This is a genomic window from Streptomyces sp. NPDC093600 (assembly GCF_044764755.1).
Taxonomy (GTDB): Bacteria; Actinomycetota; Actinomycetes; order Streptomycetales; family Streptomycetaceae; genus Streptomyces.
Map to the genome: position 1 here is coordinate 272,155 of NZ_JBIWIU010000003.1, position 25,819 is coordinate 297,973.

Annotated in this window: 25 protein-coding genes; 13 read left to right on the top strand and 12 right to left on the bottom strand. The window is 72.7% G+C overall.

Annotated features, from left to right (window positions below):
• Nucleotides 1–71: 71 nt before the first annotated feature.
• The gene (locus tag ACIRB4_RS11165) at nucleotides 72–920 is read left to right on the top strand and encodes a polysaccharide deacetylase family protein (RefSeq protein WP_403289952.1); all 849 of its coding nucleotides are present in this window, start codon (nucleotides 72–74) and stop codon (nucleotides 918–920) included.
• A gap of 52 nt (nucleotides 921–972) precedes the next feature.
• Here the strand turns inward: ACIRB4_RS11165 and ACIRB4_RS11170 are convergent, their stop codons facing one another.
• The gene (locus tag ACIRB4_RS11170) at nucleotides 973–1,629 is read right to left on the bottom strand and encodes a class F sortase (protein WP_403289953.1); all 657 of its coding nucleotides are present in this window, start codon (nucleotides 1,627–1,629) and stop codon (nucleotides 973–975) included.
• A gap of 379 nt (nucleotides 1,630–2,008) precedes the next feature.
• On the opposite strand from ACIRB4_RS11170, the gene ACIRB4_RS11175 reads away from it, so the two are divergent.
• Nucleotides 2,009–2,539 (top strand): hypothetical protein, encoded by a 531-nt coding sequence (locus tag ACIRB4_RS11175; protein ID WP_403289954.1) that lies wholly within the window; start codon nucleotides 2,009–2,011, stop codon nucleotides 2,537–2,539.
• Nucleotides 2,540–2,703: 164 nt separating this feature from the next.
• Here ACIRB4_RS11175 and ACIRB4_RS11180 read toward each other — a convergent pair whose 3' ends face one another.
• The 3 genes from ACIRB4_RS11180 to ACIRB4_RS11190 all read right to left on the bottom strand — a co-directional run bounded on the left by ACIRB4_RS11180 (nucleotide 2,704) and on the right by ACIRB4_RS11190 (nucleotide 4,842).
• Complete coding sequence (locus tag ACIRB4_RS11180; RefSeq protein ID WP_403289955.1) at nucleotides 2,704–3,273, bottom strand: hypothetical protein; 570 nt, start codon at nucleotides 3,271–3,273, stop codon at nucleotides 2,704–2,706.
• A gap of 200 nt (nucleotides 3,274–3,473) precedes the next feature.
• Nucleotides 3,474–4,238 (bottom strand): DUF4239 domain-containing protein, encoded by a 765-nt coding sequence (locus ACIRB4_RS11185; RefSeq protein WP_403289956.1) that lies wholly within the window; start codon nucleotides 4,236–4,238, stop codon nucleotides 3,474–3,476.
• 22 nt (nucleotides 4,239–4,260) lie between these two features.
• The gene (locus tag ACIRB4_RS11190; RefSeq protein ID WP_403289957.1) at nucleotides 4,261–4,842 is read right to left on the bottom strand and encodes a hypothetical protein; all 582 of its coding nucleotides are present in this window, start codon (nucleotides 4,840–4,842) and stop codon (nucleotides 4,261–4,263) included.
• Nucleotides 4,843–5,049: 207 nt separating this feature from the next.
• Between ACIRB4_RS11190 and ACIRB4_RS11195 the strand changes: the two genes are divergently transcribed.
• The 3 genes from ACIRB4_RS11195 (at nucleotide 5,050) to ACIRB4_RS11205 (ending at nucleotide 9,317) form a co-directional block, all read left to right on the top strand.
• Nucleotides 5,050–6,075 carry an SCO0930 family lipoprotein gene (locus ACIRB4_RS11195; RefSeq protein ID WP_403289958.1) on the top strand — a complete coding sequence of 342 codons (1,026 nt, stop codon included), beginning with the start codon at nucleotides 5,050–5,052 and terminating at the stop codon, nucleotides 6,073–6,075.
• 267 nt (nucleotides 6,076–6,342) lie between these two features.
• Nucleotides 6,343–7,155 (top strand): SAM-dependent methyltransferase, encoded by an 813-nt coding sequence (locus ACIRB4_RS11200; RefSeq protein ID WP_403289959.1) that lies wholly within the window; start codon nucleotides 6,343–6,345, stop codon nucleotides 7,153–7,155.
• Nucleotides 7,152–9,317 (top strand): putative bifunctional diguanylate cyclase/phosphodiesterase, encoded by a 2,166-nt coding sequence (locus ACIRB4_RS11205; protein WP_403289960.1) that lies wholly within the window; start codon nucleotides 7,152–7,154, stop codon nucleotides 9,315–9,317. Before ACIRB4_RS11200 ends, ACIRB4_RS11205 begins: the two co-directional genes overlap by 4 nt.
• 139 nt (nucleotides 9,318–9,456) lie before the next feature.
• Here ACIRB4_RS11205 and ACIRB4_RS11210 read toward each other — a convergent pair whose 3' ends face one another.
• Nucleotides 9,457–10,335 carry a LysR family transcriptional regulator gene (locus ACIRB4_RS11210; protein ID WP_403289961.1) on the bottom strand — a complete coding sequence of 293 codons (879 nt, stop codon included), beginning with the start codon at nucleotides 10,333–10,335 and terminating at the stop codon, nucleotides 9,457–9,459.
• A gap of 72 nt (nucleotides 10,336–10,407) precedes the next feature.
• Between ACIRB4_RS11210 and ACIRB4_RS11215 the strand changes: the two genes are divergently transcribed.
• Genes ACIRB4_RS11215 through ACIRB4_RS11225 form a run of 3 tightly spaced genes read left to right on the top strand, consistent with a single transcriptional unit; the run spans nucleotide 10,408 to nucleotide 13,857 of the window.
• Nucleotides 10,408–11,136, top strand: coding sequence for a succinate dehydrogenase (locus ACIRB4_RS11215; RefSeq protein WP_403289962.1), 729 nt, complete (start codon nucleotides 10,408–10,410; stop codon nucleotides 11,134–11,136).
• A gap of 1 nt (nucleotide 11,137) precedes the next feature.
• On the top strand, nucleotides 11,138–13,114 hold the full coding sequence (locus ACIRB4_RS11220) for a fumarate reductase/succinate dehydrogenase flavoprotein subunit (protein WP_403289963.1): 1,977 nt from the start codon (nucleotides 11,138–11,140) through the stop codon (nucleotides 13,112–13,114).
• Entirely contained in the window at nucleotides 13,111–13,857 is a 747-nt protein-coding gene (locus tag ACIRB4_RS11225; RefSeq protein WP_403289964.1) for a succinate dehydrogenase/fumarate reductase iron-sulfur subunit, read from the top strand. Before ACIRB4_RS11220 ends, ACIRB4_RS11225 begins: the two co-directional genes overlap by 4 nt.
• A gap of 30 nt (nucleotides 13,858–13,887) precedes the next feature.
• Here ACIRB4_RS11225 and ACIRB4_RS11230 read toward each other — a convergent pair whose 3' ends face one another.
• Both ACIRB4_RS11230 and ACIRB4_RS11235 read right to left on the bottom strand, forming a co-directional pair.
• A complete protein-coding gene (locus tag ACIRB4_RS11230; protein WP_403289965.1) occupies nucleotides 13,888–15,015 on the bottom strand; it encodes a hypothetical protein in 1,128 nt (375 codons plus the stop codon).
• A 124-nt stretch (nucleotides 15,016–15,139) separates the two neighbouring features.
• Nucleotides 15,140–16,159, bottom strand: coding sequence for an LLM class flavin-dependent oxidoreductase (locus ACIRB4_RS11235; protein WP_403289966.1), 1,020 nt, complete (start codon nucleotides 16,157–16,159; stop codon nucleotides 15,140–15,142).
• 56 nt (nucleotides 16,160–16,215) lie between these two features.
• Here ACIRB4_RS11235 and ACIRB4_RS11240 point away from each other — a divergent pair, with 56 nt between their 5' ends.
• A complete protein-coding gene (locus ACIRB4_RS11240; protein WP_403289967.1) occupies nucleotides 16,216–16,704 on the top strand; it encodes a hypothetical protein in 489 nt (162 codons plus the stop codon).
• Between the two features lie 105 nt (nucleotides 16,705–16,809).
• Here ACIRB4_RS11240 and ACIRB4_RS11245 read toward each other — a convergent pair whose 3' ends face one another.
• Entirely contained in the window at nucleotides 16,810–17,025 is a 216-nt protein-coding gene (locus ACIRB4_RS11245) for a dodecin (RefSeq protein WP_403289968.1), read from the bottom strand.
• A gap of 253 nt (nucleotides 17,026–17,278) precedes the next feature.
• Here ACIRB4_RS11245 and ACIRB4_RS11250 point away from each other — a divergent pair, with 253 nt between their 5' ends.
• From ACIRB4_RS11250 to ACIRB4_RS11260, 3 genes are all read left to right on the top strand, one after another.
• A complete protein-coding gene (locus ACIRB4_RS11250) occupies nucleotides 17,279–18,526 on the top strand; it encodes an extracellular solute-binding protein (RefSeq protein ID WP_403289969.1) in 1,248 nt (415 codons plus the stop codon).
• A gap of 159 nt (nucleotides 18,527–18,685) precedes the next feature.
• Nucleotides 18,686–19,600 carry a GNAT family N-acetyltransferase gene (locus ACIRB4_RS11255; protein WP_403289970.1) on the top strand — a complete coding sequence of 305 codons (915 nt, stop codon included), beginning with the start codon at nucleotides 18,686–18,688 and terminating at the stop codon, nucleotides 19,598–19,600.
• The gene (locus ACIRB4_RS11260) at nucleotides 19,597–20,478 is read left to right on the top strand and encodes a lysophospholipid acyltransferase family protein (protein ID WP_403289971.1); all 882 of its coding nucleotides are present in this window, start codon (nucleotides 19,597–19,599) and stop codon (nucleotides 20,476–20,478) included. Before ACIRB4_RS11255 ends, ACIRB4_RS11260 begins: the two co-directional genes overlap by 4 nt.
• On the opposite strand, the gene egtD is transcribed toward ACIRB4_RS11260, so the two are convergent.
• The 4 genes from egtD to egtA are packed head-to-tail and all read right to left on the bottom strand — an operon-like array spanning nucleotide 20,373 to nucleotide 24,677.
• Nucleotides 20,373–21,338, bottom strand: coding sequence for an L-histidine N(alpha)-methyltransferase (gene egtD, locus ACIRB4_RS11265; RefSeq protein WP_403289972.1), 966 nt, complete (start codon nucleotides 21,336–21,338; stop codon nucleotides 20,373–20,375). The two genes, ACIRB4_RS11260 and egtD, sit on opposite strands and share 106 nt — an antisense overlap.
• Nucleotides 21,335–22,102, bottom strand: coding sequence for an ergothioneine biosynthesis protein EgtC (egtC, locus tag ACIRB4_RS11270; RefSeq protein ID WP_403289974.1), 768 nt, complete (start codon nucleotides 22,100–22,102; stop codon nucleotides 21,335–21,337). The genes egtD and egtC overlap by 4 nt, the downstream gene beginning before the upstream one ends.
• Entirely contained in the window at nucleotides 22,102–23,418 is a 1,317-nt protein-coding gene (gene egtB, locus ACIRB4_RS11275) for an ergothioneine biosynthesis protein EgtB (RefSeq protein WP_403289975.1), read from the bottom strand. The genes egtC and egtB overlap by 1 nt, the downstream gene beginning before the upstream one ends.
• On the bottom strand, nucleotides 23,415–24,677 hold the full coding sequence (gene egtA, locus ACIRB4_RS11280) for an ergothioneine biosynthesis glutamate--cysteine ligase EgtA (RefSeq protein ID WP_403289976.1): 1,263 nt from the start codon (nucleotides 24,675–24,677) through the stop codon (nucleotides 23,415–23,417). The genes egtB and egtA overlap by 4 nt, the downstream gene beginning before the upstream one ends.
• A 132-nt stretch (nucleotides 24,678–24,809) precedes the next feature.
• Here egtA and ACIRB4_RS11285 point away from each other — a divergent pair, with 132 nt between their 5' ends.
• Nucleotides 24,810–25,763, top strand: a complete 954-nt coding sequence (locus tag ACIRB4_RS11285) for a TIGR02452 family protein (RefSeq protein ID WP_403289977.1) — start codon at nucleotides 24,810–24,812, stop codon at nucleotides 25,761–25,763.
• The last annotated feature ends 56 nt before the right edge of the window (nucleotides 25,764–25,819 follow it).

Below are 25,819 nucleotides of genomic sequence, written 5' to 3' on the forward strand. Positions count from 1 at the left end.
GCGGACGGCCGGTGTGGACGCGGGGCGCCGCCCTTCGCCCATGCGAGTCATTGGTCATGAAAAAGGATCAGATGCCCAGCGGGCGTCGTGCGGTGCTGCGCATCGCCGCCGCCCTGGGGGCCACAGCCACCGTGGGAGTCTTCGCGGCGGAGCACGCCGCCACGCCCGTACGGCCGAAGGGCGCGCCTCCCGACCCCGTCGCCGCCCCGGCCGGGGGACCGGCGCCGGGCGCCCAGGCGAGTGCCCGGCTCAAGCCCTCCTCGTACCGGCTCCAGCCGATGACCGCGTACGCGCCGCCGGCCTTCCGCAGGGCGGTGCCGCCCGTCCGGCAGCGGCCCTTCCTGAGGATGTCCGGCGTCGGCCGTTCGATGGTGCTGACCTTCGACGACGGACCCGACCCCCGCTACACCCCGGAGATCCTCGCCACCCTGCGCCGCCACGGTTGCCGGGCGATGTTCTTCGTCTGCGGGGAGATGGCCGTCGAGAACCAGGACCTGCTACGGGAGATGGCGGCGGACGGGCATGTCGTCGGCAACCACTCCTGGTCCCATCCGCTCATCCCCAAGCTGCGTCCCTCCCGCATCCGGGACGAACTCGGCTCCACCAGCGACATCATCGAGCGGACCCTCGGGACGGCGCCCCTGTGGTACCGCGCCCCCTTCGGCGCCTGGAACCGGCACTCCTTCGAGATCGGCGCCGAGCTCGGCATGGAGCCGCTCGCCTGGACCGTGGACACCCTCGACTGGCAGGAACCGGGCACGAACAGCATCGTGCGCCGGGTCCTGGACGGGGCCGCCCCGGGTGTGGTGGTCCTCTCGCACGACGCGGGAGGCGACCGCTCGCAGAGCGTGGCCGCCCTCAAGCGCTATCTGCCCGAGCTGCTCGACGCCGGCTACAGCATCACCGTGCCCCGCCGCTGAGCGCGTACGACGGAGGCCCCCGGCGCCGTGCCGGGGGCCTGTTCCGCGCGGCTCAGCGAGAGCCGACCATGCGGGCGTAGACGACGACGTTGCCGTCGTAGCCGTGGGCCCGTGAGTAGCCGCCGCCGCAGGTGATGACCCTGAGCTCGGGCTCCCCGGTGTCGCCGTAGACCTGGACGCCGGGGAAGTTGTGCTTGGAGTACACCTCGACGCCGTAGATCTCGAAGACGGCGACCCGGCCGTCGTACCGCTCCACCTCGATGTGCTCGCCCTTGTTCAGTGATCCCAGGGAGTAGAAGACCGCCGGGCCCGTCGCGTTGTCGACATGGCCGACGACGACGGCCGTTCCGCGCTGCCCCGGCGCGATGCCGTTCTGGTACCAGCCGGCCAGGTTGGAGTCCTCGGGGGGCGGCGCCGCGATCCAGCCGTTCTCGTCGAGGCCCACCTCCATGATGGGTGCCGCGACCCTGATGGACGGGATCTTCACCCGCGAGGCCTGGGCGAACGGCAGCGGCTCCAGGCCCGTGGCGAGCGAGGGCACCCCGCTCGGGTGGGTGTCGGGAGCGGCGGCGGCCGCGGGCTGCGGCGGGCCCAGCTCGACATCGACTCCGTTGCGCATCATCGCCAGGCCGGACAGCATGACGAGAGCCAGGACGCCCCACGGTTGGCGTCTTCTGCGCTCAAAGACGCTGAAGTCCTTGGGGCTCATGGTTCTCCCTTCGTGGCGTCGTCAGAACGGTAAGGGTGGCGGGCCGGACCGGCGATCAGGGAAAGGCGAACGGGTGGCGAGGGGCGTGGCGGCCGTGCGGTGGCCGTCCGGTGGCGCCGGGAGATCAGTCGTACCTCAGGGCGGGGCGGGTGACGAGAACGATGACCCATCCGAGTAATCATCAGATAAGCGTGCTGACGGACTGTGACCTGCGGCTCCGTCAGGTTCACCGGCTTCCTGCCCGGCGTGTCGCCTCACCGGGGTGGACCAGTGCCGAGATGCGGTGATCGTCCGTAGTTGTGATGGTTCGTCATGGAAGACGTACTCGTCGAATTTCCCGGGGCACCGCTTTGGGGCGTCTTCCACTGGAGGTTCAACCATGCGTGCTGCACGCACTCTGGCGGTGGCCGCCACCGCGATGGCGGCGGTCGGGCTCGCGGCCCCTCTCGCCGCCGCCACGAACGGTCCCAGCAGTGTCACCGTCGGCTCCCTCGGCACCCAGCGGGGAGGCGATTCCAAGAGCGTCACCGTCACGCCCTTCGCGGTCCACCAGGGGTCGACCATCACGATCACCGTCAGGGGCTGCCACGGCGGGACGGTCACGTCCGCCGCCTTCCCGACGACCACCCTCTCCGCGAACTCCAACGGGGTCTCCAGCGCCGTCGCCCGCATCCACAACAACGCCACGCCGGGCAAGCACAAGCTGACCGTCCACTGCAACGACAGCAACCGCGTGCTCACCCAGGAGTTCGTCGTCCTGGCCGGCCAGGGCGCGCAGGGTGGTATCGGCGGCTCGCTCACGCCGAGCTCCACGGAGATGGCCGTCGGCGGTTCGCTCGTCGCCGCGGCCGCGCTCGGCGGCGGTCTGTTCATCGCCCGCCGGCGCCGTCTGAGCGGCGCGGGCGTCTGACCGGCCGAACCTCCCGGTCGGCCGCGCACGCCGGTCGCCCCCGACTCCTGATGGTCCAGGACTCGGGGGCGACGGGCTTGTGGGGTGGGGCCTGTGCGTTCGGGTGGGGCGTGCGACCGCGGGCGGGGGCGGCGGGTTCCGGTGGAGGACACCGGTCCCCGCCGTCAGTGGCGCCGGGGCCGGTCGAGGCCGGACCGGCGTCGCACCACCACGTAGACCAGACCGGTGGCCGCGACGGCGACCAGTCCGGCACCGGCCGCCAGGGTGACCGTGTCGACCCCGCCCGTCGAGCCGCCGAGGCCGCCCTGCACACCGCGCGGGGGGGTCAGGACGGTCGAGCCGGTCGTCGGGGTCGGGGGCGCATGGGTGCCGCTGATGGTCAGGGTCACGGTGTCCTGGACGCCGCCGGTGCAGTTGAACGAGACCGTGTAGACGGCACCCCGCTTGGCATCCCAGTCCACCACGGCGGTGGCCGAGGCTCCGGGCGGGATGGTCACGGTGTCGAAGATGCCCGCGGAGGCGGTGGCCGTGCTGCGGCAGCCGGGAGCGGTGAGCGTCACCCGGCCACCGGGCGCCACGAGCGAGGGGGAGACGACGAAGTCGCCCGGAGCCTTGGCTCGGGGCGCGTTCTGGGCAGGGGCGGGGGCGCCGTCCGCCGCCGAGGCGAGGGGAGCGGCCAGGGCGAGGGCGGCCGCCCCCAGCAGGGCAGTGGACGCGGCACGTATCGCGCGCATGGTGTGTCCTCCGGGTCCTCGAGGAGCAGCCGCGGAAGCGGTTTCCGCGAAAGGGAAGGAAATGCACCTCGACGCCCGCAACGCTAGGAGCGCACTACCACAGCCGCGATCCCAGGCGGGCGAATGGGGCATGGATGTCCACCGTTCGGCTCAGGAAGCGCCCCGTCCGGCCCCGCTCGCCGCCGTCCGCGGCCGCTCGCTCAGCCGCTCAGCTCCGGGAAGAGGTCGGTGAACGGTGTGGCCGTCGCCGACATCCCGCGTCCGAAGGGCGCGTCGAAGTCCCAGATCAGGAAGAGCAGGAACGCGATGAGCGCGCTGAACAGGCCCGCGAGGAGCAGCTCGCGCCCGGTGCGCCGGATCTGCAGGGTGAAGATCAGCCCGACCGTCACCAGGGCCCCGGTGATCAGGCCGAACCAGACCACGCCCGGCATGGTCGCGCCCGCGCTCTGGCCCCGGGCGCCCCGGGCGTCGTCCGCCGCCGCGACCTGGTCCACCAGCGGCTGGTACGCCTGCCCCTCGTGGTCGTTCGCCGGCTGGTAGTCGGTGACGCTCCGGCGGACCTGCTGGAGCAGTTCGGTGCCCTTCTCGCTGAGTTCGCCGTGCTCGGACATGTGGCGCCACTCCTCGTCGACGACGAAGGCGACGTACGCGTCGACGTCGGCGCGGATCCGGGCGCGGACGTCGGCCGGGTACACCTCTACCCGTTCCGAGACCTCGTGCAGCGCCTGGGCCTCCTGGCGCACGGTCTCCTGGGCGGCGCTGCGGGCCTCCCAGACGCCGGCGATGGCGAGACCCAGCACGATCGCGTACACCACGCCGATCATCATCGTCATGTACTCCATGACGTCGGGGGTCTCGGTGGGATCGTCGTCGTCGGGGATCCTCCGGTTGTTGATGACGACGATGGCGAGGACGACGGCGCAGGCGGCGGCCATCGCGATGGTGAGGACGAGCCATTCGGACACGGTGGGCTTCCTTCGGCGGGGCTCAGCGGGAGCGGGGACGCAGGATCGCGGTCGCGAGTACCGCCGGGGCGAGGACCAGCAGCGACATGGACACGAGCGAGGGGCCGCCCTCGGGTTCGGGCCGCGGGGCGGGGCGGTAGGCGGGCAGGGCGACGGGCGCCGGGGCGGGCGGCCGAGGCCGCAGCGAGGGCGTCGGCGTCGGCGTCGGCGCGGGCGCCGGGGCGGGCGCCGCCGGGGGAGGCATCGGTGCCCGAGCCGGGGGTGGCGTCGGCGCCGGCTTCGGCGGGGGCGGTGGGTCCGCTGGTACGGGAGGCGAGGGCTCCGGCCGCGGTGGTGTCGGTTCCGGTGGTGTCGGCTCCGGTGGCGGGGGAGTCGGTGTCGGGCTGGGCGCGGGAGGCGTCGGCTCGGGCGGGGTGGGTGTGGGCGGGCTGGGGGTGGGTGAGCACGCGCCCGGCCCGGCGACCGCGACCGAGGCGTTCGAGCCGCCGGGCCCGGTCACGGCGTAGGCGCAGGCATCGGCGGCGGCGGGCGGCGCGGTGGCCAGGAGCCACAGCAGCGCGGCGGCCGCCATGGGCCGCGCGAGGATCGATCCGTACGGAGACACGCCGACGAGCATGATCACAAAACCGGCGGAACGTGCGGGAAACCGCCCGGATTCCCCGGATGGAGGGGTTCTCGAAGGGCGCCGGTTTGACCTTCCGGCGGAAGATTCTTCGCCGCCTCTTGAGCACCCGGCGCCCGCGCCCCGTATCCAATGCCGGGGACGGCGCCCGACGCCACTCCGACAAGTCATGAGGCAAGGGGAGTTGACATGAGGACCTGGCGGAACACGGCACTCGCGCTGACGGCGGCGGCCGTTCTGGCGCTGACGACGGCGTGCGGTCAGGAGCAGGGCGGCCAGTCGATCGGTAACGCCCCCGCAGGGGCCGCGAACCCTGCCGGGGCGCCCGCGGAGAACGGCTACGCCTCCGGCGGATACGCCTCGGGGGGTTACGGATCCGGCAGCGACTCCTCCGCCGGTGCGGGAGCGGGTGCGGCCGCGCCCGCCGGGCAGCTCGTCGCCTCGGACACCAAGCGGCTCGGCAAGGTGGTCACCGACAGCAAGGGTTTCACCCTCTACCGCTTCGACAAGGACTCCGCGAGCCCGCCCCGGGCCACCTGCGAGGGCGACTGCGCGGTGGCGTGGCCCGTGGTCAGCCCGGAGGGTGCCAAGCCGCCCGCCGGCGTGGACCCGTCGCTGCTCGGCGAGGTGACCCGCGCCGACGGCTCCAAGCAGCTCACGCTCGACGGCTGGCCGATGTACCGGTACGCCAAGGACATACAGCCCGGAGACCTCAACGGCCAAGGTGTCGGTGGCACCTGGTTCGCGGCCGCTCCCGACGGAAAGAAGGCCGCGCCGGCCGCCGAGACTGGCGGAGGAGATGATTCCGGTACCGCCGCGGAGACCGACGGAGGAGATGATTCCGCTAAGGCCGCCGCCGGGCTCTCGGTGCGAAAGGATCCCAAGCTCGGTGACGTCGTGGTGGATTCGCGCGGAATGACGGTTTATCGCTTCACCAAGGATTCCGCCTGGCCGATGAAGACGGCCTGTACGGGACCCTGTCTGAAGAAGTGGCCGGTTGTCGCCCCCGTGGACAAGAACAGCATCGAGGGCGTCACCCGCAAGGGCTTCGTCACCTTCAGCCGCCCGGACGGCGTCAAGCAGCAGACCATCGACTGCTGGCCCCTCTACACCTTCGCCGGCGACGAGAAGCCCGGGGACACCAACGGCCAAGGTGTGGGCGGCACCTGGTACGCCGTGTCACCCGAGGGGAAGCTGGTCGGAGCGCCCCGATAGGTCCCCCCCGCCGCGCTCCGGCCGCCCGGGCCCGCCGTCACACCTCCCGTGACGGCGGGCCCGACGCACGTCCACATGCACGTGAATATGCACGGTCCCAAGGCGTGAAGTCTTCGTTCCGCTCGCACGTGCCAATGGCGTGTGACCAAGAACGGACCGCGAATTTCCGTTTCCCCTCGCTCTCTCGGCGGGCGATCAGTAGCCTCGGCTCGAACACCGGCCGCGAACACATGGCCGCACCCCCGTGGCGACTTGTTGGAGACATTGATGGAGCGTCCCGCCTGGGCTCCGCCGGGTATCGATATTTCGGTGCCGAGCGTGTCCCGTATGTACGACTTCTATCTGGGCGGCTCGCACAATTTCGAAGTGGACCGCGAAGCGGCCCGCAAAGCCATGGAGTTCGTGCCCGGCCTGCCCAAGGTCATGCAGGCGAACCGGGCGTTCATGCGCCGCGCCGTACGGTTCGCCGTCCAACAGGGCGTCACCCAGTTCCTCGACATCGGCTCCGGCATACCGACCTTCGGCAACGTCCACGAGGTCGCCCAGGCCGCCAGCCCCGACGCCCGCGTGGTCTACGTCGACCACGACCCGGTCGCCGTCGCCCACAGCGAGGCCGTCCTGGCGGGCGACGACCGCTCCGCCGTCGTCGCCGCCGACCTGCGCAAGCCGCGGGAGATCCTCAACAGCCCCGAGGTCGGCCGGCTCCTCGACCTCGACCGGCCGGTGGCCCTGCTCCTGGTGTCCGTCCTCCACTTCGTGGAGGACGCGGACGAACCCCAGCAGGCCGTCGCCGAACTCGGCGAGGCACTCGCCCCCGGCAGCCTCCTGATCATCTGCCATGCCGGCTACGAAGGCATCCCCCTGCCCCAGGAGCGGGTCGGCGGAGCGGTCGGCGTCTACCGGGACATCCGCAACCCCCTGGTGATGCGGACCCGCGAGGAGGTCCAGCGCTTCTTCGACGGGTACGAGATGGTCGAACCCGGCCTCGTGTTCATGCCCGACTGGCGCCCCGACGGCCCGGTCGACCAGGAGGATCCGTACGCCTTCTCGGGCTTCGCAGGGGTGGGGCGCAAGGCGTGAAGCCGCAGTCTCAGCCGTCCGGTTCCGGCGCGGAACCGGACGACGTCGAGGACAGACTCAGGCGGTTCGTGACCATCTGGAGCCGGGCCATCTTCCCGGTCACCGCCACCTCGCTGACCCGCGCCGAGTTCGAGGGCCATCTGCTGCCCCTGGCCCGCTCCCTGAGCGCCGCGCTGCACGGCAGACCCTTCGACACCGCCCCCGCCCACCGCGCGGGCGCGGGCCTGGTGGCCGCCCACTGCACGGACCCGGACGCCCTCAGCCGTACCCTCGGCGTCGTCGACTCCTACCTCGTGCTCTACTGCGGCACCGCGCGGGACACGCCCGGCGAGGAGCTGCGGGCCCGCTGCGCCCGGCTGCAGCACGCGATGGCCGCCGGGTTCGCCCAGGCCCTGCGCGAGCGGACACTCGCCGAGCAGGAGGCCATCGCCCGCTCCGCGCTCTCCGCCCGCAGCGCCGCCGAAGTCGCCCTGCACGCCACCGAGAGCCGCTTCCGGGCCGTCTTCGACGGCGCCGCGATCGGCATCGGCATCGCCGACCTCGACGGCAACGTCCTGGAGGTCAACGAGACCCTCACCCGGATGTTCGGCGGCCTGGAGCACCACGTCCGCAGCCGCAACATCAGCGAATGGGGCCACCCCGAGGACGGCCCGCACGTCTGGCGGCTCTACGACGAGCTCGTGCGCGGCGAACGCGAGCACTACCGGGTCGAGAAGCCGTACTACCGCGGCGACGGCACCGTCCTGTGGACCAACCTCACCGTCTCGCTGCTGCGGGACGCCGAGGGGTTCCCGCAGTACCAGCTCGCGCTGATGGAGGACACCACCGAGCGGCGGCTGCTCAACCTGCGGCTGCGCTACGAGGCCACCCATGACGCACTGACCGGACTGCCCAACAGGACCCTGTTCTTCGAGCGCCTGGAGAAGGCGCTCGCACCGTCCGACGGCGCCCGCTTCGGGCTCTGCTACCTCGACCTCGACGGCTTCAAGGCCATCAACGACAGCCTCGGCCATTCGGCCGGCGACCGGCTGCTCGTCGAGGTCGCCGACCGGCTGCAGAGCTGCGCGACCGCGCCCGGCGAGATGGTGGCCCGGCTCGGCGGCGACGAGTTCGTCGCCCTCACGACGGGCGCCGGCACCGAACGGGGCGTCGTGGAGCTGGCGAACCGTATCCTCGCGGCGCTCGCCACCCCCGTCCGGATCGACGGCCGCGAACTGACCGTGCGCGGAAGCGTCGGCGTCGTCGAGGGACCGGCCGGGGAGCGGACCCCCGCCGAGGTGCTGCGCAGCGCCGACATCACGATGTACCGCGCCAAGTCGGCGGGCGGCAACCGCTTCGAGTTCGCCGACGCCGAGGCCGACGCCCGCGCCATCACCCGGCACGGCCTGACCACCGCGCTGCCGGCCGCGCTGGAGCGCGGCGAGTTCTTCATCGAGTACCAGCCGCTCGTCCACCTCGGCGACGGCAGCGTGCACGGCGCGGAGGCCCTCGTACGGTGGTGCCACCCGCAGCACGGCGTGCTCGGGCCCGACCGGTTCATCCCGCTCGCCGAGAACACCGGCCTCATCGTGCCGCTCGGCCGCTGGGTGCTCCAGGAGGCGGTACGCCAGGCCCGGTTCTGGCAGACCCGGCACTCCGACGGGGGGCCGCTGCGGATCAACGTCAACCTCTCGCCGACCCAGCTGCACCACCCGCGGCTGGTCGCCGACACCGTCGACGTCCTGGAACGCTCCGGCCTTGAGCCGGGGGCGCTCTGCCTGGAGGTCACCGAGTCGGCGCTGATCGGCGCCGACGACGACCTGCTCAAGCCGCTGCGGCAGCTCGCCGAGATGGGCGTGGACATCGCGCTCGACGACTTCGGCACGGGCTACTCCAACCTCGCCAACCTGCGCCGACTGCCGGTCAGCGTCCTGAAGCTGGACCGCTCCTTCACCCGGGGCATGCAGCAGCATCCGGCGGACCCGGTCGACCTCAAGATCGTCGAAGGCATCGTCTCGCTGGCGCACAGCCTGGAGCTGGCGGTGACGGTCGAGGGCGTGGAGACGGGCGCCCAGGCGCAGCAGCTGCGGGAACTCGGCTGTGACACGGCCCAGGGCTGGTACTACGCCAGGCCGGGGGCCCCGGACCGGATCCACTCCCTGGTCCTGGCGGACGCGGTGTAGGGCCTCTCGTCCGGATCATGCCGGGCTCGCGGGCCCTGGCGCCCCGCCGCTGTGCCGCACCAACGCGGCGCTCCGGCGCCGTGTCCGCACCGGGGGCGGACGCGGTGCAGCGTCCCGGTGCGGAGCGCACCGGGGGCCGTCACGTCGAGCGCAGCAGCAGTCTCTGGAGCTCGCGGGCCGCACGGGGCGGGGCCACGTCACTGCGGTGCGCGAGCGCGATCGTGCGCCGCAGGCCCGGGCGGGCCAGGGCCGTGACCCGCAGGTCGCGGCCCGCCCGCGCCGCCACCATGGCCGGCACCACCGCGACCCCCAGGCCCGCCCGTACGAAGCCGAGCACCGCGTCCATCTCGCCTCCCTCCACCGTGAACGACGGCTCGAAGCCCTCCGCCCGGCACGCGGCCACCGTCAGCTCCCGCAGGTCGTAGCCGTGCCGGAACATCACCAGCGGCTGGTCGCGCAGATCCGCGATCCGCACCGGCCGCCGCGGGGCCGGGGCCGCCGCGCTCGACACCACCACCAGGTCCTCCCGCAGCAGCTCCACCGTCGTCAGCGCCGGTGACGGACTCGGCAGCGGCAGCACCACCAGCGCCAGATCGAGCGCGCCGCGCGCCAGCTCCCGTACGAGATCGTGCGAGCCGCCCTCCTCGATCAGCAGACGGATTCCCGGGTGCAGATCGTGGAAGGCGCGCAGCACGTCCGGCAGCAGTCCCGTGCACAGACTCGGCGTCGCGCCGAGCCGCACCCGCCCGCGCCTGAGCTGCGCCAGCTCCTGCACCTCCTGCCGGGCCGTGTCCGTGTCGGCGAGGATCCGCCGGGCCAGCGGCAGCAGCGCCTCACCCGCGTCCGTCAGCGCGATGTTCCCCCGTGCCCGGCTGAACAGCTCCGCCCCGAGCTCCTGCTCCAGCGCCTTGATCTGCTGGGACAGCGACGGCTGCGAGACGTGCACCCGCTCCGCGGCCCGGGTGAAGTGACGGGTCTCGGCCACGGCCACGAAGTAGAGAAGCTGCTGGAACTGCATAGGCACAGCCTATCGAGATCAGCCGGACCATGTCTTGGACCTCTCACCCCTTCCGGGCCTAGCGTCACTGGCATGGCTCTGGCAACGAAGACGACGGACCGGGGGACCGGCCGACCACCGTCCCCGACGCGCTCGCGCGGCTTCTGGGGATCGACCCTCGGCAAGAAGACGGTCATGGCCGTCAGCGGCCTGCTCATGCTCGGCTATCTCGTCGCCCATGTGATGGGCAACCTCAAGGTCTTCTTCGGCCCCGAGGAGTTCAACGCGTACGGCCACTGGCTGCGCACCATGGGCGCCCCCGTCCTGCACCACTCCTGGGCGCTGTGGCTCGTACGGATCGTGCTCCTCGCCGCCGTCCTCGCCCACGCCGTCTCCGCCTACCAGCTCAGCCGGCGCGACATCAGGGCCCGCCCCACCGCCTACGCGCACCGGCGGAAGAAGGCGAGCTACGCCACCCGCACCATGCGCTGGGGCGGCGTCATCGTCGCCCTCTTCATCGTCTGGCACATCCTCGACCTGACCACCGGCACCGCGCACCCGGGCGGCTTCCAGGAGGGCCGGCCGTACCAGAACGTCGTCGACACCTTCTCCACCTGGTACGGCAACGTGATCTACATCGTCGCCATGCTCGCCGTCGGCCTGCACGTCCGCCACGGCTTCTGGAGCGCCGCCCAGACCCTCGGCGTCGGCAACGCGCGCCGCGAACGGGCCCTGAGGCTGCTCGCCAACGGGCTCGCCCTCGCCCTGACCCTGGGCTTCGTCTCCGTACCCGTCGCCGTCATGACCGGAGTGGTGAGCTGACATGAGCTTCCTCGACTACGAGACCGGCGCCCCCCTCGCCGACGAGAAGGCCCCCGCCGGACCCATCGCCGAGCGCTGGGACACCCGCCGCTTCCAGGCGAAGCTGGTCAACCCCGCCAACCGGCGCAAGCACACCGTCATCGTCGTCGGCACCGGCCTCGCCGGCGGCTCCGCCGGCGCCACCCTCGCCGAACAGGGCTACCACGTCGTCCAGTTCTGCTACCCGGACTCCCCGCGCCGCGCCCACTCCATCGCCGCCCAGGGCGGCATCAACGCCGCCAAGAACTACCGCAACGACGGCGACTCCATCCACCGCCTCTTCTACGACACCGTCAAGGGCGGCGACTTCCGCGCCCGCGAGTCCAACGTCCACCGCCTCGCCCAGATCTCCGTCGAGATCATCGACCAGTGCGTCGCGCAGGGCGTCCCCTTCGCCCGCGAGTACGGCGGACTCCTCGACACCCGCTCCTTCGGCGGCGTGCAGGTCTCCCGCACCTTCTACGCCCGCGGCCAGACGGGCCAGCAGCTCCTCCTCGGCGCCTACCAGGCGCTGTCCCGGCAGATCGCGGCGGGCAACGTCGAACTGCACGCCCGTACCGAGATGCTGGACCTGATCGTCGTCGGCGGACGGGCCCGCGGCATCGTCGCCCGCGACCTGGTCACCGGGCGGATCTCCACCCACTACGCCGACGCGGTCGTGCTGGCGAGCGGCGGCTACGGCAACGTCTTCCACCTCTCGACCAACGCCATGAACTCCAACGCCACCGCCGTCTGGCGGGCCCACCGGCGCGGAGCGTACTTCGCCAACCCCTGCTTCACCCAGATCCACCCCACCTGCATCCCGCGCACCGGCGACCACCAGTCCAAGCTGACGCTGATGAGCGAGTCGCTGCGCAACGACGGCCGCATCTGGGTACCGAAGGCGAAGGGCGACACCCGGCCGGCCGCCGAGATCCCCGAGGACGAGCGCGACTATTACCTGGAGCGGATCTACCCCTCCTTCGGCAACCTCGTCCCCCGGGACATCGCCTCCCGCGCAGCCAAGAACGTCTGCGACGAGGGACGCGGCGTCGGCCCCGGCGGCCAGGGCGTCTACCTCGACTTCGCCGACGCCATCCGGCGGATGGGCCGCAAGGCCGTCGAGGAGAAGTACGGCAACCTCTTCGACATGTACGAGCGGATCACCGCCGAGAACCCGTACGAGGTGCCGATGCGGATCTACCCCGCCGTGCACTACACGATGGGCGGACTCTGGGTCGACTACGACCTGCAGACCACCGTGCCGGGCCTGTTCGCCATCGGCGAGGCCAACTTCTCCGACCACGGGGCCAACCGCCTCGGCGCCTCCGCGCTGATGCAGGGCCTCGCCGACGGTTACTTCGTCCTGCCGTCCACGATCAACGACTATCTGGCCCGCCACCCGTCGAGCGAGCCGCTCGACGACGACCACCCCGTCGTCCGGGAGGTGCTGGCCGAGACCGAGGACCGGATCAACCTCCTGCTCGCCGTCGACGGCGACCGCACGCCGGACTCCTTCCACCGCGAACTGGGCGAGATCATGTGGGAGTTCTGCGGCATGGCCCGCACGGACGAGGGCCTGCGCAAGGCGCTCGACCGCATTCCGCGCCTCCGCGAGGAGTTCTGGCGCCGGATCAAGGTCCCGGGCACCGGCGAGGAGTTCAACCAGTCGCTGGAGAAGGCCAACCGGATCGTCGACTACCTGGAGCTCGCCGAGCTGATGTGCCTCGACGCCCTGCACCGGACCGAGTCCTGCGGCGGCCACTTCCGCGAGGAGTCCCAGACCCCGGACGGCGAGGCCGCCCGGCGCGACGAGGAGTTCTCGTACGTCGCCGCCTGGGAGTTCCGGGGCTCCGCGGCTCCCGGAGAGCACGGCACCGGCACCGGCGACGCCCCCGTCCTGCACAAGGAACACCTCGACTTCGAGTACGTCCACCCCACCCAGCGGAGCTACGCATGAAGCTCACCCTGCGCGTCTGGCGCCAGAAGAACGCCGGCGCCGAAGGCGCCATGGCCACCTACGAGGTGGACGGCATCTCCTCCGACATGTCCTTCCTGGAGATGCTCGACACCCTCAACGAGGAGCTCATCCTCCGCGGCGAGGACCCCGTCGCCTTCGACCACGACTGCCGCGAGGGCATCTGCGGCGCGTGCAGCCTCGTCATCGACGGCGAGGCCCACGGCCCCGAGCGCACCACCACCTGCCAGCTCCACATGCGGTCCTTCCGCGACGGCGACACGATCGACATCGAACCCTGGCGCGCCGCTGCCTTCCCGGTCGTCAAGGACCTCGTCGTCGACCGCTCCGCCTTCGACCGCGTGATCCAGGCCGGCGGCTACATCAGCGCCCCCACCGGCGCGGCCCCCGAGGCGCACGCGACGCCGGTCCCGAAGGCGGACGCCGACTTCGCCTTCGAGCACGCCGAATGCATCGGCTGCGGCGCGTGCGTGGCTGCCTGCCCCAACGGCTCGGCGATGCTCTTCACCTCGGCGAAGATCAACCATCTGAACGTGCTCCCGCAGGGCGCGCCGGAGCGCGAGACGCGGGTCCTCGACATGGTGGCCCAGATGGACGCGGAGGGCTTCGGCGGCTGCACGCTGACGGGGGAGTGCGCGACGGCCTGCCCGAAGGGCATCCCGCTGCCCTCGATCGCGGCGATGAACAAGGAGTGGCTGCGGGCACGGCGGAAGGTCCGCGGCTGAGTCGCGCTGCGTCACCCGCCGCTGCCCGGCTCAGCACTTCAGGGTGAGGGGCGGCCGCCAGACCTGCCCGTCGCCGGGCACGCCGGGCGTCGGCGCGTAGCTGAGCGGTACGAGGTGGGTGGCCGCCCCGGCCTCGTTGCGGGTCCCGAGCCACAGGTCGATGATCTGCCAGGGCCGGCCGTCCAGGACCGTCACGGTGCGGGGCTGCCCGCCGCACGAGTTCGCGTGGAACGCGCGGCGGCCGAACGCCGGGGCGCCCCACCCGACGTTGCCCGGCGCCGACCAGCCCTCGTAGAGGCTCGGGGCCGTTGCGTAGCCGATGGGGGTACCGGCGCAGTAGCCGCAGCCGTGGTCGGAGTAGGTCAGGACGTACCGCCGGTGGACGGGGTCCCAGTAGCCGCCGGGCCCCTCCGCCCTGCTGATGCCGGCGATCCGCTCGACCCCCCGGCCCGGAGTGCCGCCGGTGCCCCACCGGTCGAGCTCCTGGAGGGAGAGCGCCGCCGTGCCGGCCCGGGTGCAGACGACGGCCGGGCGGGCTCCCGGCGTGGCCGAGTCGATGAAACCGAAGTCGCCGTTGCCCCGGCAGATGTCGAGGTCCGGCTTTCGGTACGACCCCGAGGGTGCCCCGGCCTCCGGACCGCACGGCCCCACCGGACCGTTGCAGCCCATGGCGTTGTAGGCGTTGCGAGCCCCCATCGAGTACTGGCGGGGCGCGTTGAACCACAGGATGAACGCGCCGTCGTCCTCGCCCCAGCCCTTCCGCCGGATCATGCGGGGGTTGAAGCAGCCCTGACCGGTCCGGCCGCACGTCTCCTGCCAGGACTGGAGCGTCGAGGGATCGGTGGACGTGGGGGAGAACAGCAGCCGGGGTTCGCTCCAGGGCCCCTGCGGCTTCCGGGCCGTGCTGACCCCGAAGCCGCACCACTTGGTGCCGCGGACGTACCACTGGAAGCCGCAGCCGTACATGCTGCCGTACATGAAGTAGCGGCGACCGAACTTGACGATCTGCGTGTCATGGAGGTCGACGCCGGAGATCGTGAACGACTTGGGCCGCGACGCGGTGCCGTGCTGGTCGCCCGGGGACGGAGCGGCGGCCAGGGCCGTCGTCGGCATCGACAGGAAGAGCAGCACTGTGGCCAGGATTCGGCGGAAACGCACAGCACATCTTCATCTCTTCGGTCCGGGCGCGAGGTGCGCGACACGGCACTTCCGCGCCCGCATCACGCGGCCGGCCGCGTGCGCGTGACGAGGACTCGGGCTCCGGGCGGGACGTTCTCCGGTATCAGGCGTCCGCGCCGCTCAGGCCCGCGACGCGGGCGAGCCGGCGGTACGAGTCGAGCAGCGCCCCGCGGTCGTACGTACTCGTCGTCACCAGCACCTCCTGCGCCCCGGTCTCCTTCACCACCCGCTCCAGCGCCTCGGCGACCTGCTCCTCCGTGCCGTACACATGGCCCCGCAGCCCCGACTCGAAGAAGCCGCGCTGCTTCTCGGTCATCGCCAGCCGCTCGATCCGCTCGGCGGGCATCAGCGGCGGGAAGACGCCCCGCGTGCGCGAGTACGCCAGTGACCACGCCTCCGGAACCAGCAGACGCCGGGCCTCCTCCTCGCTCCCCGCCACGGAGACCGTGCCCGCGACGACGACGTACGGCTCCCGCGCCCAGGCGGAGGGGCGGAAACCGGACCGGTACGCGTCGATCGCCGTCAGCAGCCGCTCCCGGCCGCGCAGATCCCCGATGACCAGTGGCAGCCCCGCCTCGGCGGCGAGGGAGGCGCCTTCCCCGGTCGCGAGGACGTACGGCGGGACCCTCAGGCCCTCCGCCGGGCGGGCGTGCACCTGGGGATGGGCGGTCTGGGTGCCCGTGAACCAGCCCAGGAGCTCGGTCAGCTGCTCCCCGAACCGTTCGGCGTCCTCCTTGTCCCGCCCCAGAGCCCGCCGGATCCCGTCGGTGAAACCGACCGAGCGGCCGAGCCCCATGTCGATCCGGCCGGGGAACAGCGCTTCCAGGACGCCGAACTGTTCGGCGACGACCATCGGCTGGTGGTTGGGGAGCATCACCCCTCCCGTACCGACCCGGATGGCCGAGGTCGCGCCGGCCACGGCTGCGGCCAGGACGGTCGGCGCCGACCCCGCCACGCCCGGCACGCTGTGGTGCTCCGAGACCCAGAACCGGTGATATCCGAGCCCCTCCGCCTCCCGGGCGAGGCGCACGGTGTCGCGCAGCGCCTGAGCGCCATCCTCGCCCTCCCTGGTGCGGGAGCGGTCGAGCACGGAGAAGCGGATGCCGTCGAGTGAAGAGGTCACGCCCGGTTCAACGTCCTCGCGCCACGAGGATTCCCGAGATTCCCTAGGCTGGCGACGTGACGCGCATCAGCAGGCCAGTGGCCGTCTTCGACCTCGACAACACGCTCTCCGGCACCGCCCACCGCCAGCACTTCCTGGAGCGGCGGCCCCGGGACTGGGACGGCTTCCTCGCCGCCGCGCCCGACGACCCGCCGCTCGCGAAGGGCGTCGAGTTCTGCCTGGAGGCGGCGCGGGAGTGCGAGATCGTCTATCTCACCGGGCGCCCCGAGCGGTGCCGCCGCGACACCGTCGCGTGGCTGACCGCCCAGGGGCTGCCGGAGGGCCGGATCCACATGCGGCGCGACACCGACCGCCGTCCGGCGCGGGTGACCAAGCTGGAGATCCTGCGCGGGCTCGGCCGGGAGCGTGAGATCCGGATGCTCGTCGACGACGACGACCTGGTCTGCGACGCGGCGGAGGCCGCGGGCTTCACGGTCGTACGGGCCCGCTGGGCGGTGCCGTCGGCGGAGCTGAAGGACGCCCAGGAGAGGGAGGGCCGCACCTGACGGCACCGGCAGGCGTCGTCGCCGGCCGCCGCGGGGCCCGTCGCCCGAGCCCCGCGCTTTCCCCGTCGCGGGGCCCGTCGCCCGGGCCCGGTGCCGCCGCCGTCGTCACTCGCCGTCCTCCAGGCGGAAGCCGACCTTCAGACCGACCTGGAAGTGCTCGATCTCCCCGTCGACGATGTGGCCGCGGACCTGCGTCACCTCGAACCAGTCGAGGGACCGCAGCGTCTGCGCGGCACGGCCGATGCCGTTGCGGATGGCCTGGTCGACGCCTTCCGTGGAGGTGCCGACGATCTCGGTGACGCGGTAGGTGTGGTTCGACATGGGGGCCGAACTCCTCTCAATGGGGGTCATTCCACCGTGCCCCACCACGCCCCGGTCCGCGACACGTCGCCCGCTGGGCGGCCGGGCCGAGCCCCGTGCACCTCCGGAACGGAATCGTCCAGGACTTGACCACCCCGTTGGTCCAGACCAGAATCCAGGCCACATACCCGCGCGAACACCCCGTTCGTTCCCCCCACGTCGGGTCAGCTCCTCATGCCGCACTCCATGCCATGGAACGCAGAAGGTGACCTACGTGAAGAACCGCCCTCTCGCCTGCCCTCTCGCCGTCGCCACCGCCCTCGCGCTCACGGGCTGCGGGCTCCTGCCCGGCGGGGACGAAAGCCGCACGGTGAGCGTCTGGCTGATGCGGGACAGCGTCAGCGAGGACTTCCTCAAGCGTTTCACCGCGGCGTACGAAGCCGAGCACGCGGGTGTGAAGCTGCGGTTCACGTTCCAGGAGTGGACCGGCATCGGCAAGAAGGTCACCGAGGCGATCCAGGGACCCGGCGGCCCCGACGTCATCGAGGTCGGCAACACCCAGGTCGCCCAGTACGCGGACACCGACAAGCTCTTCGACCTGACCCTGGAGTCCGTGCGGGACCTCGGCAGCGAGGAGTGGCTGCCCGGCCTCGCCGAACCCGGCCGGATCGCGGGCTCCCAGTACGGCATCCCCTGGTACGCGGCCAACCGGGTCGTGATCTACCACAAGGACCTCTTCGCGGCCGCCGGCGTCACCCAGCCGCCCGCCACCCGCGCCCAGTGGCTCGACGACACCGAGAAGCTCAACCGCGACGGCACCCAGGGCATCTACCTCGCGGGCCAGGACTGGTACACCCTGGCCGGCTTCATCTGGGACGAGGGCGGCGAACTGGCCGAGGAGAAGGGCGGCGACTGGACCGGCGCCCTGGACAGCCCGGCGGCGCTGCGCGGCATGGACTTCTACAAGGACCTGCAGTCCCTCGGCTCGGGCCCCAAGAACGCGGACGAACAGACACCGCCCCAGGCGGAGGTCTTCGCCAAGGGGGACGTCGCCCAGATCATCGCCACGCCCAGCGCCGTCTCCGCCATCACCCGGGCGAACCCGGCGCTGAAGGGCAAGCTCGGCTTCTTCCCGATCCCCGGCAAGAAGGCCGGTGAACCCTGTGCCGTCTTCACCGGCGGATCCGACCTGATCATCCCCGAGAACGCGCCCGAGCGGACCGCCGCCATCGACGTCGTGAAGGCCCTGGCGGGAGAGAAGTGGCAGACCGAACTCGCCCGCGCCATGAACTACGTCCCCAACAAGACGTCGCTCTCCTCCGTCGTCGAGGGCCAGGAGGCCACCGCCGTCATGGCCGTCGGCGCGGCGCGCGGCCGAGCCACCCCCAACTCCCCCCAGTGGGCCGACGTCGAGGCCGCCAACCCCATCAAGCCGTACATGACGGCGGTCCTCCAGGGCGAGGATGCGAAGCGGGCGGCGGAGCACGCCTCCGAGCAGATCACCCAGGCGCTCGCCGAATAGCCGGGCGCTCGCCGAACAGCATTCAGCGCATCCACACCCGCGAGCCCCCGAACGGTCACGTCGAATCCAGCCGGTCACGGAAGAAGTAAGGAGCCGGACCACCGCCTCGCGCGGGCCCGGCCCTCACCGTCCCCCTTCCGTACGCCGGAGGAGCCCGACATGCCCGCACCGTCGCCCGCAGTCGCCGTCGCACCCGCCGTCGCACCCGCCGTCCCGGTCCCGGCCGGCATCCCGACCCAGGCCGGCGTCACGGCCCCGCCCGGCGTGCCGGCCCTGCCGGGCCTCGCCGCCGGCGGTGTCCCCGCCGAGGCCGGGGCGCCCGCCCGCCCGGCCGGGGACCCGCAGCCCCGCTATGTCGTCGGCCTCGCCCGCGACCAGGAGGACGTCCGCGCCGCCCAGCGGCTGCGCCACCAGGTCTTCGCCGGGGAGATGGGCGCACGCCTCGACGGGCCGGAACCCGGCCTGGACATCGACGCCTTCGACGCGTACTGCGACCACCTGCTGGTACGCGAGGAGTCCACCGGCGAGGTCGTCGGAACGTACCGGGTCCTGCCGCCGGACCGCGCCCGGATCGCCGGACGCCTCTACTCCGAGAGCGAGTTCGACCTCGCCCGGCTCGCGCCCGTCCGCCACGACCTCGTCGAGGTCGGCCGCTCCTGCGTCCACCCGGCCCACCGCAACGGCGCCGTCATCGCCCTCATCTGGGCCGGACTCGCCCGCTACATGACCCGCACCGGCCACAACTGGCTGGCCGGCTGCTGCTCGATACCGCTCGCCGACGGCGGCGGACTGGCCGCGGCCACCTGGGGCACCGTCAAGGCCAAGCACCTCGCCCCGGAGGAGTACTGGGTCACCCCGCACCGGCTCTGGACCCCCGACGGCGTCGCCCGCCCCGCGGGCCGCACCGAACTCCCGCCGCTGCTGCGCGGCTACCTCCGGCTCGGCGCCTGGGTCTGCGGAGCGCCCGCCCACGACCCGGACTTCGGCGTCGCCGACCTCTACGTCCTGCTCTCGCTGCGCAACACCAACCCCCGCTATCTGCGCCACTTCCTCTCCCTCGCACCGGCGCGGTGAACGCGGCCCCGCCCCCCTGGCTGCCGGCCGCGCCCTGCACCCCCGGACGGTGCGGCGCGCACCACGGTCCCGGGTGCGCCACCGTGCGGCCCGCCCGAGCCGTCGCGCGGCTGACCGCCGGGCTCGCCGTCGTCCTCGCCGGAGTGCTGCTGGCCCCGCTGACGGCGCTGCTGCCGGCGCACGTCCGGCTGTGGTGGGTGCGGTGGTGGTGCCGGGCGGTGGTACGGGCCTTCGGCGTACGGATCAGGGTCACCGGCGCTCCCGCCCCCACCGGCGGCCCCCTCCTCGTCGTCGCCAACCACATCTCCTGGCTCGACGTCCCGCTCCTCGCCGCCGTCCTGCCCGGCCGCATGGTCGCCAAGCGGGAGATCCGGGCGTGGCCGGTGCTCGGGCCGCTGGCGGCCCGGGGCGGCACCCTCTTCATCGAACGCGACCGGCTGCGGGCCCTGCCCGGCACCGTCCAGGAGATGGCCCGGGCGCTCACCGGCGGCGGGCGGGTGATCGTCTTCCCTGAGGGCTCCACCTGGTGCGGGCGGGCCGCCGGCACCTTCCGCCCGGCCCCCTTCCAGGCCGCGCTGGACGCGGGGGCCGCCGTGCAGCCGGTACGGCTCGACTACCGGCCCGCCGGGCCCGCCGCCTTCGTGGGCGACGATCCGCTGGCCGCCTCTCTCTGGCGGATAGCGGCGGCCCGGGGGCTCGTCGCCGAACTCCGGATATTGGATCCGATATCCAGCATCCGATATACGGACCGGCGCGCCCTCGCCCGCGCGGCTCAGCGCGCCGTCGCCAGCGACAGCGCGAACCGCCCCTCCGTATCCGTCCACCAGTGGGCCGGCTCCAGTCCGGCCGCCGTCAGCTCCGCACGCACGCCCGCCTGACGGAACTTCGCCGACACCTCCGTCCGTACCTCCTCACCCCGCTCGAACGGCACCACCAGATCCAGCTCGCGCACCTTCACCGTGAGCGCGTGGCGGGCCCGCAGCCGCATCTCGATCCACTCCCGCTCCCGGTTCCAGAGCGCCACATGGTCGAAGTCCTCCGGCCGCACGTCGGCGTCCAGCTCACGGGCGATCACGGACAGCACGTTCTTGTTGAAAGCGGCCGTCACCCCGGCCGCGTCGTCGTACGCGGCGACCAGCGTCGCCTCGTCCTTCACCAGGTCCGTGCCGAGCAGCAGGGCGTCGCCCGGCGTCATCATCGCCCGCACCGAACGCAGGAACACCCTCCGCTCGGCCGGCAGGAGATTGCCGATCGTGCCGCCGAGAAAGGCGATCAGGCGCGGCCCGGGCGTGCCCGGCAGCGCGAGACCCCGTGTGAAGTCGGCGACCAGCGCGTGGAGGTGGAGCCCGGGCCGCTCCGCGAGCAGCGCCTCGGCCGCCCCGGTCAGCGCCGACTCGCTCACGTCCACCGGCACATAGCTGTCCAGGCCGGGCAGCAGCGCCTCGATCAGGAACCGGGTCTTCTCCGACGAACCGGAGCCCAGCTCCACCAGCGTCCGGGCGCCGGTGGCCGCCGCTATGTCAGGTGCCCGGGCGGCCAGGATCTCCCGTTCGGCGCGGGTCGGGTAGTACTCGGGCAGCCGGGTGATCTCCTCGAACAGCTCACTGCCCCGCGTGTCGTAGAACCACTTCGGCGGCAGCTCCTTGGGGGTACGGGTCAATCCGTGCAGCACGTCGGCGCGCAGGGCGGCGTCGGTGGCGTCCTCGGGAAGGGTGCGGGTCAGCTGGAACGGGCTCACGCGGAGGGCTCCTTGAGCGGGGACAGGGTGACGTCGGTGCGGGTGGCGGAGAGCAGCGTGCGGTCCGGAACCTCGCGCCAGAGCGGATCGTCGTCGTAGGGCTCGGACGCCACGACCGTGCGCGGCGCGCCGCTCCGGTCGGGGCCCGTCAGATAGAAGAGCGTGTTCCCCCAGGTCGTTGCGGTGATCCGGGACCCGTCGGTGACGAGCAGGTTCAGCCGGGAGCCGGGGGCCGCCCCTGCGGCCTCCCGCACGGTGTCGGCGAGCGCCCGCCCCGGCGCGTCCCCGGCCCGCAGCCGGTGCAGCACAAGGCCCCACAGCAGGGCCGAGTCCGTCCGCGCCTCCAGCCCGAGCAGTTCCCCGGCCGACAGCGCCGCGGCCGGGCCGACCATCGACTCCGGCCAGCCTTCGACGGCGCCGTTGTGGCTGAACAGCCACGGCCCCGCGCCGAACGGTGCCGCCGCGGCCTCCCCGTCGGCACCGGGCAGGGTGGCCCCCCGCACGGCCGCCAGCAGGGCGCCGCTGCGCACCACCCGGGCGAGATCGGCCAAGGACGTGTCGGCCCAGACCGGCACCGCCCGGCGGTAGCGCGCCGGGACCGGGTCCCCCTCCGCGTACCAGCCCACCCCGAACCCGTCCGCGTTCACCACGCCACTGACCTGCGTACGCGGCGCCCACGCCTGCCGGCACAGGGAGTGCTCCGGCCGGAGCACCAGCTCCCCGAGGGGGACCGGCTCGCCGAGGTAGGCGACATGACGGCACATCAGGAAAACTCCGCGTCCCGTGCGGTACGGAATCCGGAGAAGATCTGGCGCCGCACCGGCAGGTCCCAGTTGCGGAACGTGCCCCGGCAGGCGACCGCGTCGACGGCGAACGACCCGCCGCGCAACACCTTGTGCTCGGGGCCGAAGAAGACCTCGGAGTACTCCTTGTACGGAAAGGCCCGGAAGCCCGGATACGGCAGGAAGTCGCTGGACGTCCACTCCCACACGTCCCCGATCAACTGCCGCACCCCGAGCGGCGAGGCGCCGTCCGGGTAGCTGCCCGCCGGAGCCGGCCGCAGGTGCCGCTGGCCGAGGTTCGCGTGCACCGGCGCCGGGTCGGCGTCACCCCAGGGGTAGCGCCGGGAGCGCCTGGTCGCCGGATCGTGGCGGGCCGCCTTCTCCCACTCCGGCTCCGTGGGGAGCCTGCGTCCGGCCCAGCGGGCGTAGGCGTCCGCCTCGTACCAGCTCACATGCACCACGGGCTCGTCCTCGGGGACCGGCTCCGTCACCCCGAACCGGCGACGCAGCCACTGCCCGCCCGCCCGGCGCCAGAACAGCGGCGCCCCGATGCCGTGCCGCCGGATCTGTGCCCAGCCCTCGGGCCGCCACCAGCGTTCGTCGGTGTAGCCGCCGTCCGCGACGAACGCCATATAGGCGCCGTTGGTGACCGGAGCGGTGTCGATGAAGAACGCCGGGACCACCCGGGTATGGGCGGGGCGTTCGTTGTCCAGCGCCCACGGCTCGTCGGAGGTGCCCATCGTGAACGGACCGCCCGGGACGAGGACTTCGGCGGGCAGCGGCCCACCGCCCGCCGTCGGCGGCGGGGGAGCCGTCAGCGCCGCCGGTCCCTTGCGCAGCTGATGGGTGATCAGCATGGTCTCGTCGTGCTGCTGTTCGTGCTGGGCGATCATCCCGAAGGCGAAGGCGGCCTCCACCAGCGGGCGGCCCTCCAGTGGCGTGCGCTCCAGGACGTCCAGGACCCGGCCGCGTACGTCCGAGGCATAGGCGCGCGCCTCGGCGGGCGGCAGCAGCGGCAGGGACGGCCTGCTGGCGCGGGGATGCTCGAAGGCGTCGTAGAGCGAGTCGATCTCGGGCCGCAGCGCGTCACGGCCCGCGACCGCCCGCCACAGCCACTGCTCCTCCTGGTTCCCGATGTGCGCCAGGTCCCACACCAGAGGCGACATCAACGGGGAGTGCTGTGCGGTGAGTTCGTCGTCCTCGACGCACGAGGTGAGGAGCGCGGTGCGCTTCCGTGCCGTCGTGAGAGCCTCCAGCGCCCGCCGCCGCAGCGTCGTCGGATCGTCGGTCACGGTCATGACGTCACCTTCCGGAGTTCGTCGGCCGGGCAGCCGCCAGGGATCACGTACCGCTCGTGGAAAAGGGCCACCGCCCGCTGGACGGACTCGCTCGCCCCCAGCCGGGGGAGCGCCTCCAGCGCGGCCGGGAACGCCACCAGGGCGGCGGCGTGCAGATCGGGATCGGCCAGCCCGTCACGGGCCGCCGCCAGCCAGAGCGGGTTGCGCGGAGCGGCCGCCGAACCCGCGTACTCGGCGAGCGGTTTGACGGCCCGGTACACCGTCTCGGCGGCCTCCGGGTCGTCGAAGAGCGCGGCGGTCACGGCCACCGGCACGATCCAGCCGTCGACGCCGGGCTGCGCGTCGATCATCCGCAGTTCCAGATGGCCGCGCGGCCGTACGGGAGGGAAGAGGGTGGTCAGGTGGTAGCGCAGATCCTCCTCGTCGACCGGGCGTGGCCGTCCCGTACGCAGCCACTCCCGGAAGGTCAGGCCTTCCGGGACGGCCCACGTCCCTTCGTCGGCCCGTACACACAGCACCGGGGTGTCGAGCACGTGCGCCGCCCACGCGGCGCGCGGCTCACCGTCCACGGCGGGCGGCGCGAGCGCGCGGGCCGGGTCGAGATCGGTCCACAGGGCCTGCCGGGTCGATCGCCATCCGGTGAGACGGCCGCCGTGGAGGGGCGAGTTGGCGAACGCGGCCACCAGGACCGCGCCGAGGAGATGCGCCAGCCGCCAGCGGCGGTGATAGCCGAGCGGGCCCGGTTCCTCGAGCCCGGCGTCCAGGCAGACCTGCACCGACGCCGACTCGCACATCATGGCGCGGCCGGCCGGGCCGGTGCGGTCGAGGACGAGCTCCATCGCGTCGTAGCGGGGCTCGCGCAGCAGCCGGTCGCGGGGAGCGTGCCAGGGGTCGACCCCGTACCCGCTGAGCGAGAGTCCTAGGGGGGCGAGCGCGTCACGTACCGCGCGGAGATCGGTCGAGAGGGTGCCGACACACTCCATGAGGGAGGCGGCGGGCGGCGAGCTGAGTTCCAGCTGTCCGCCGGGTTCGAAGGTCAGTGCCGAGGCCAGTGGCAGGGTTCGTACGGTGTCGAGGGCGGAAGCCAGCCGCCGCGACGGGACGGGGAGCCGAGGGTCACGCAGTTCGTGGAGGAGCCACTCCACCTCCACCCCGATCGTGCGGGGCGGTCCCGTCTTGAAGCAGATGCATCGCAGCAGATCCTCCGCTTCGTCCTCGGTCAAGGGCGGACCGCCCGGCGGTATCCCGCTCGACCCCATGCCGGATCCTCCTGTCGTGGAAGGCGCTGACTCCACCTAAAGCCACCCTCGACGGGCGTGCAAGACCGCCCTTCCGCCCCCGCGTGGGAAAACCCCTTGTCGGAAGGGATGGAGTCGATCAAGCTTTCGGTCATGAGCGCACGGTTGCGGGGGATCGCGAAGCAGACCGAGGAGATCGTCGAGGCGGGCCACTACCGCGCCCCCGGCGGGCGGAAGGTGTCGATCGAGACGGAACTGACGGCGGCGGTACGGGCGACACGGCTGTACGGCCCCGAGCCCGTGCCCGTCACCCCGGACACCGACCGCGACACCCTCATCGAGGTCACCGACGAGAGCAGTCTCGCCGCCGCCCGCCGCATGACCCGCGCCCACGACGGCCCGGTGGCCGTCCTGAACTTCGCCTCGGCCCGCAACCCGGGCGGCGGCTATCTCAACGGCGCCCAGGCCCAGGAGGAGGCCCTCTGCCGGTCCTCCGCCCTCTACACCACGCTGCTGCGCGCCCCCGAGTACTACGCCCATCACAGGGCCGGGGGCACCTCCGAGGCGAACTCCTGGGGGACGGACGTCTTCTACAGCGACCGGGTCATCCTCTCGCCCACCGTCCCCGTCTTCCGCGATGACCGGGGCGCCCTCCTGGACGAGCCGTTCACGGTCGGCTTCCTCACCTCGCCCGCCCCGAACGCGGGCGTGATCCGCCGGCAGACACCCCACCTCGCACCCCGCGTCCCGGCCGCCCTGGCCTCCCGCGCCGAGCGGGTCCTGGAGACGGCCGTCGCCGGCGGCTACCGCCGGCTCGTCCTGGGCGCCTGGGGATGCGGGGTCTTCCAGAACGACCCGGCCGAGGTCGCGGGCGCGTTCAGGAGGCTCCTGACGGGCGAGGGCCGTTTCGCCGGTCACTTCGACGAGATCGTCTTCGCGATCCTGGACCGTACGGCGGGCAGGACGACGCTCGCCGCGTTCCAGCGGGTCCTCACGGGAGCCCGACCGGCGGACCCCGGCGCCTGCCTCACTCGCGCCTCCCCGGTGTACCGAAGACGCGCGCTCGCGGACCGAAGGCCCGCGCCTCCCCGGCGCACCGGAGTGTGACCGGGCCTCCCCGGAGCCTGGATGGCCCAACCCACGGGGCGCCGCGCGCCCCGTCC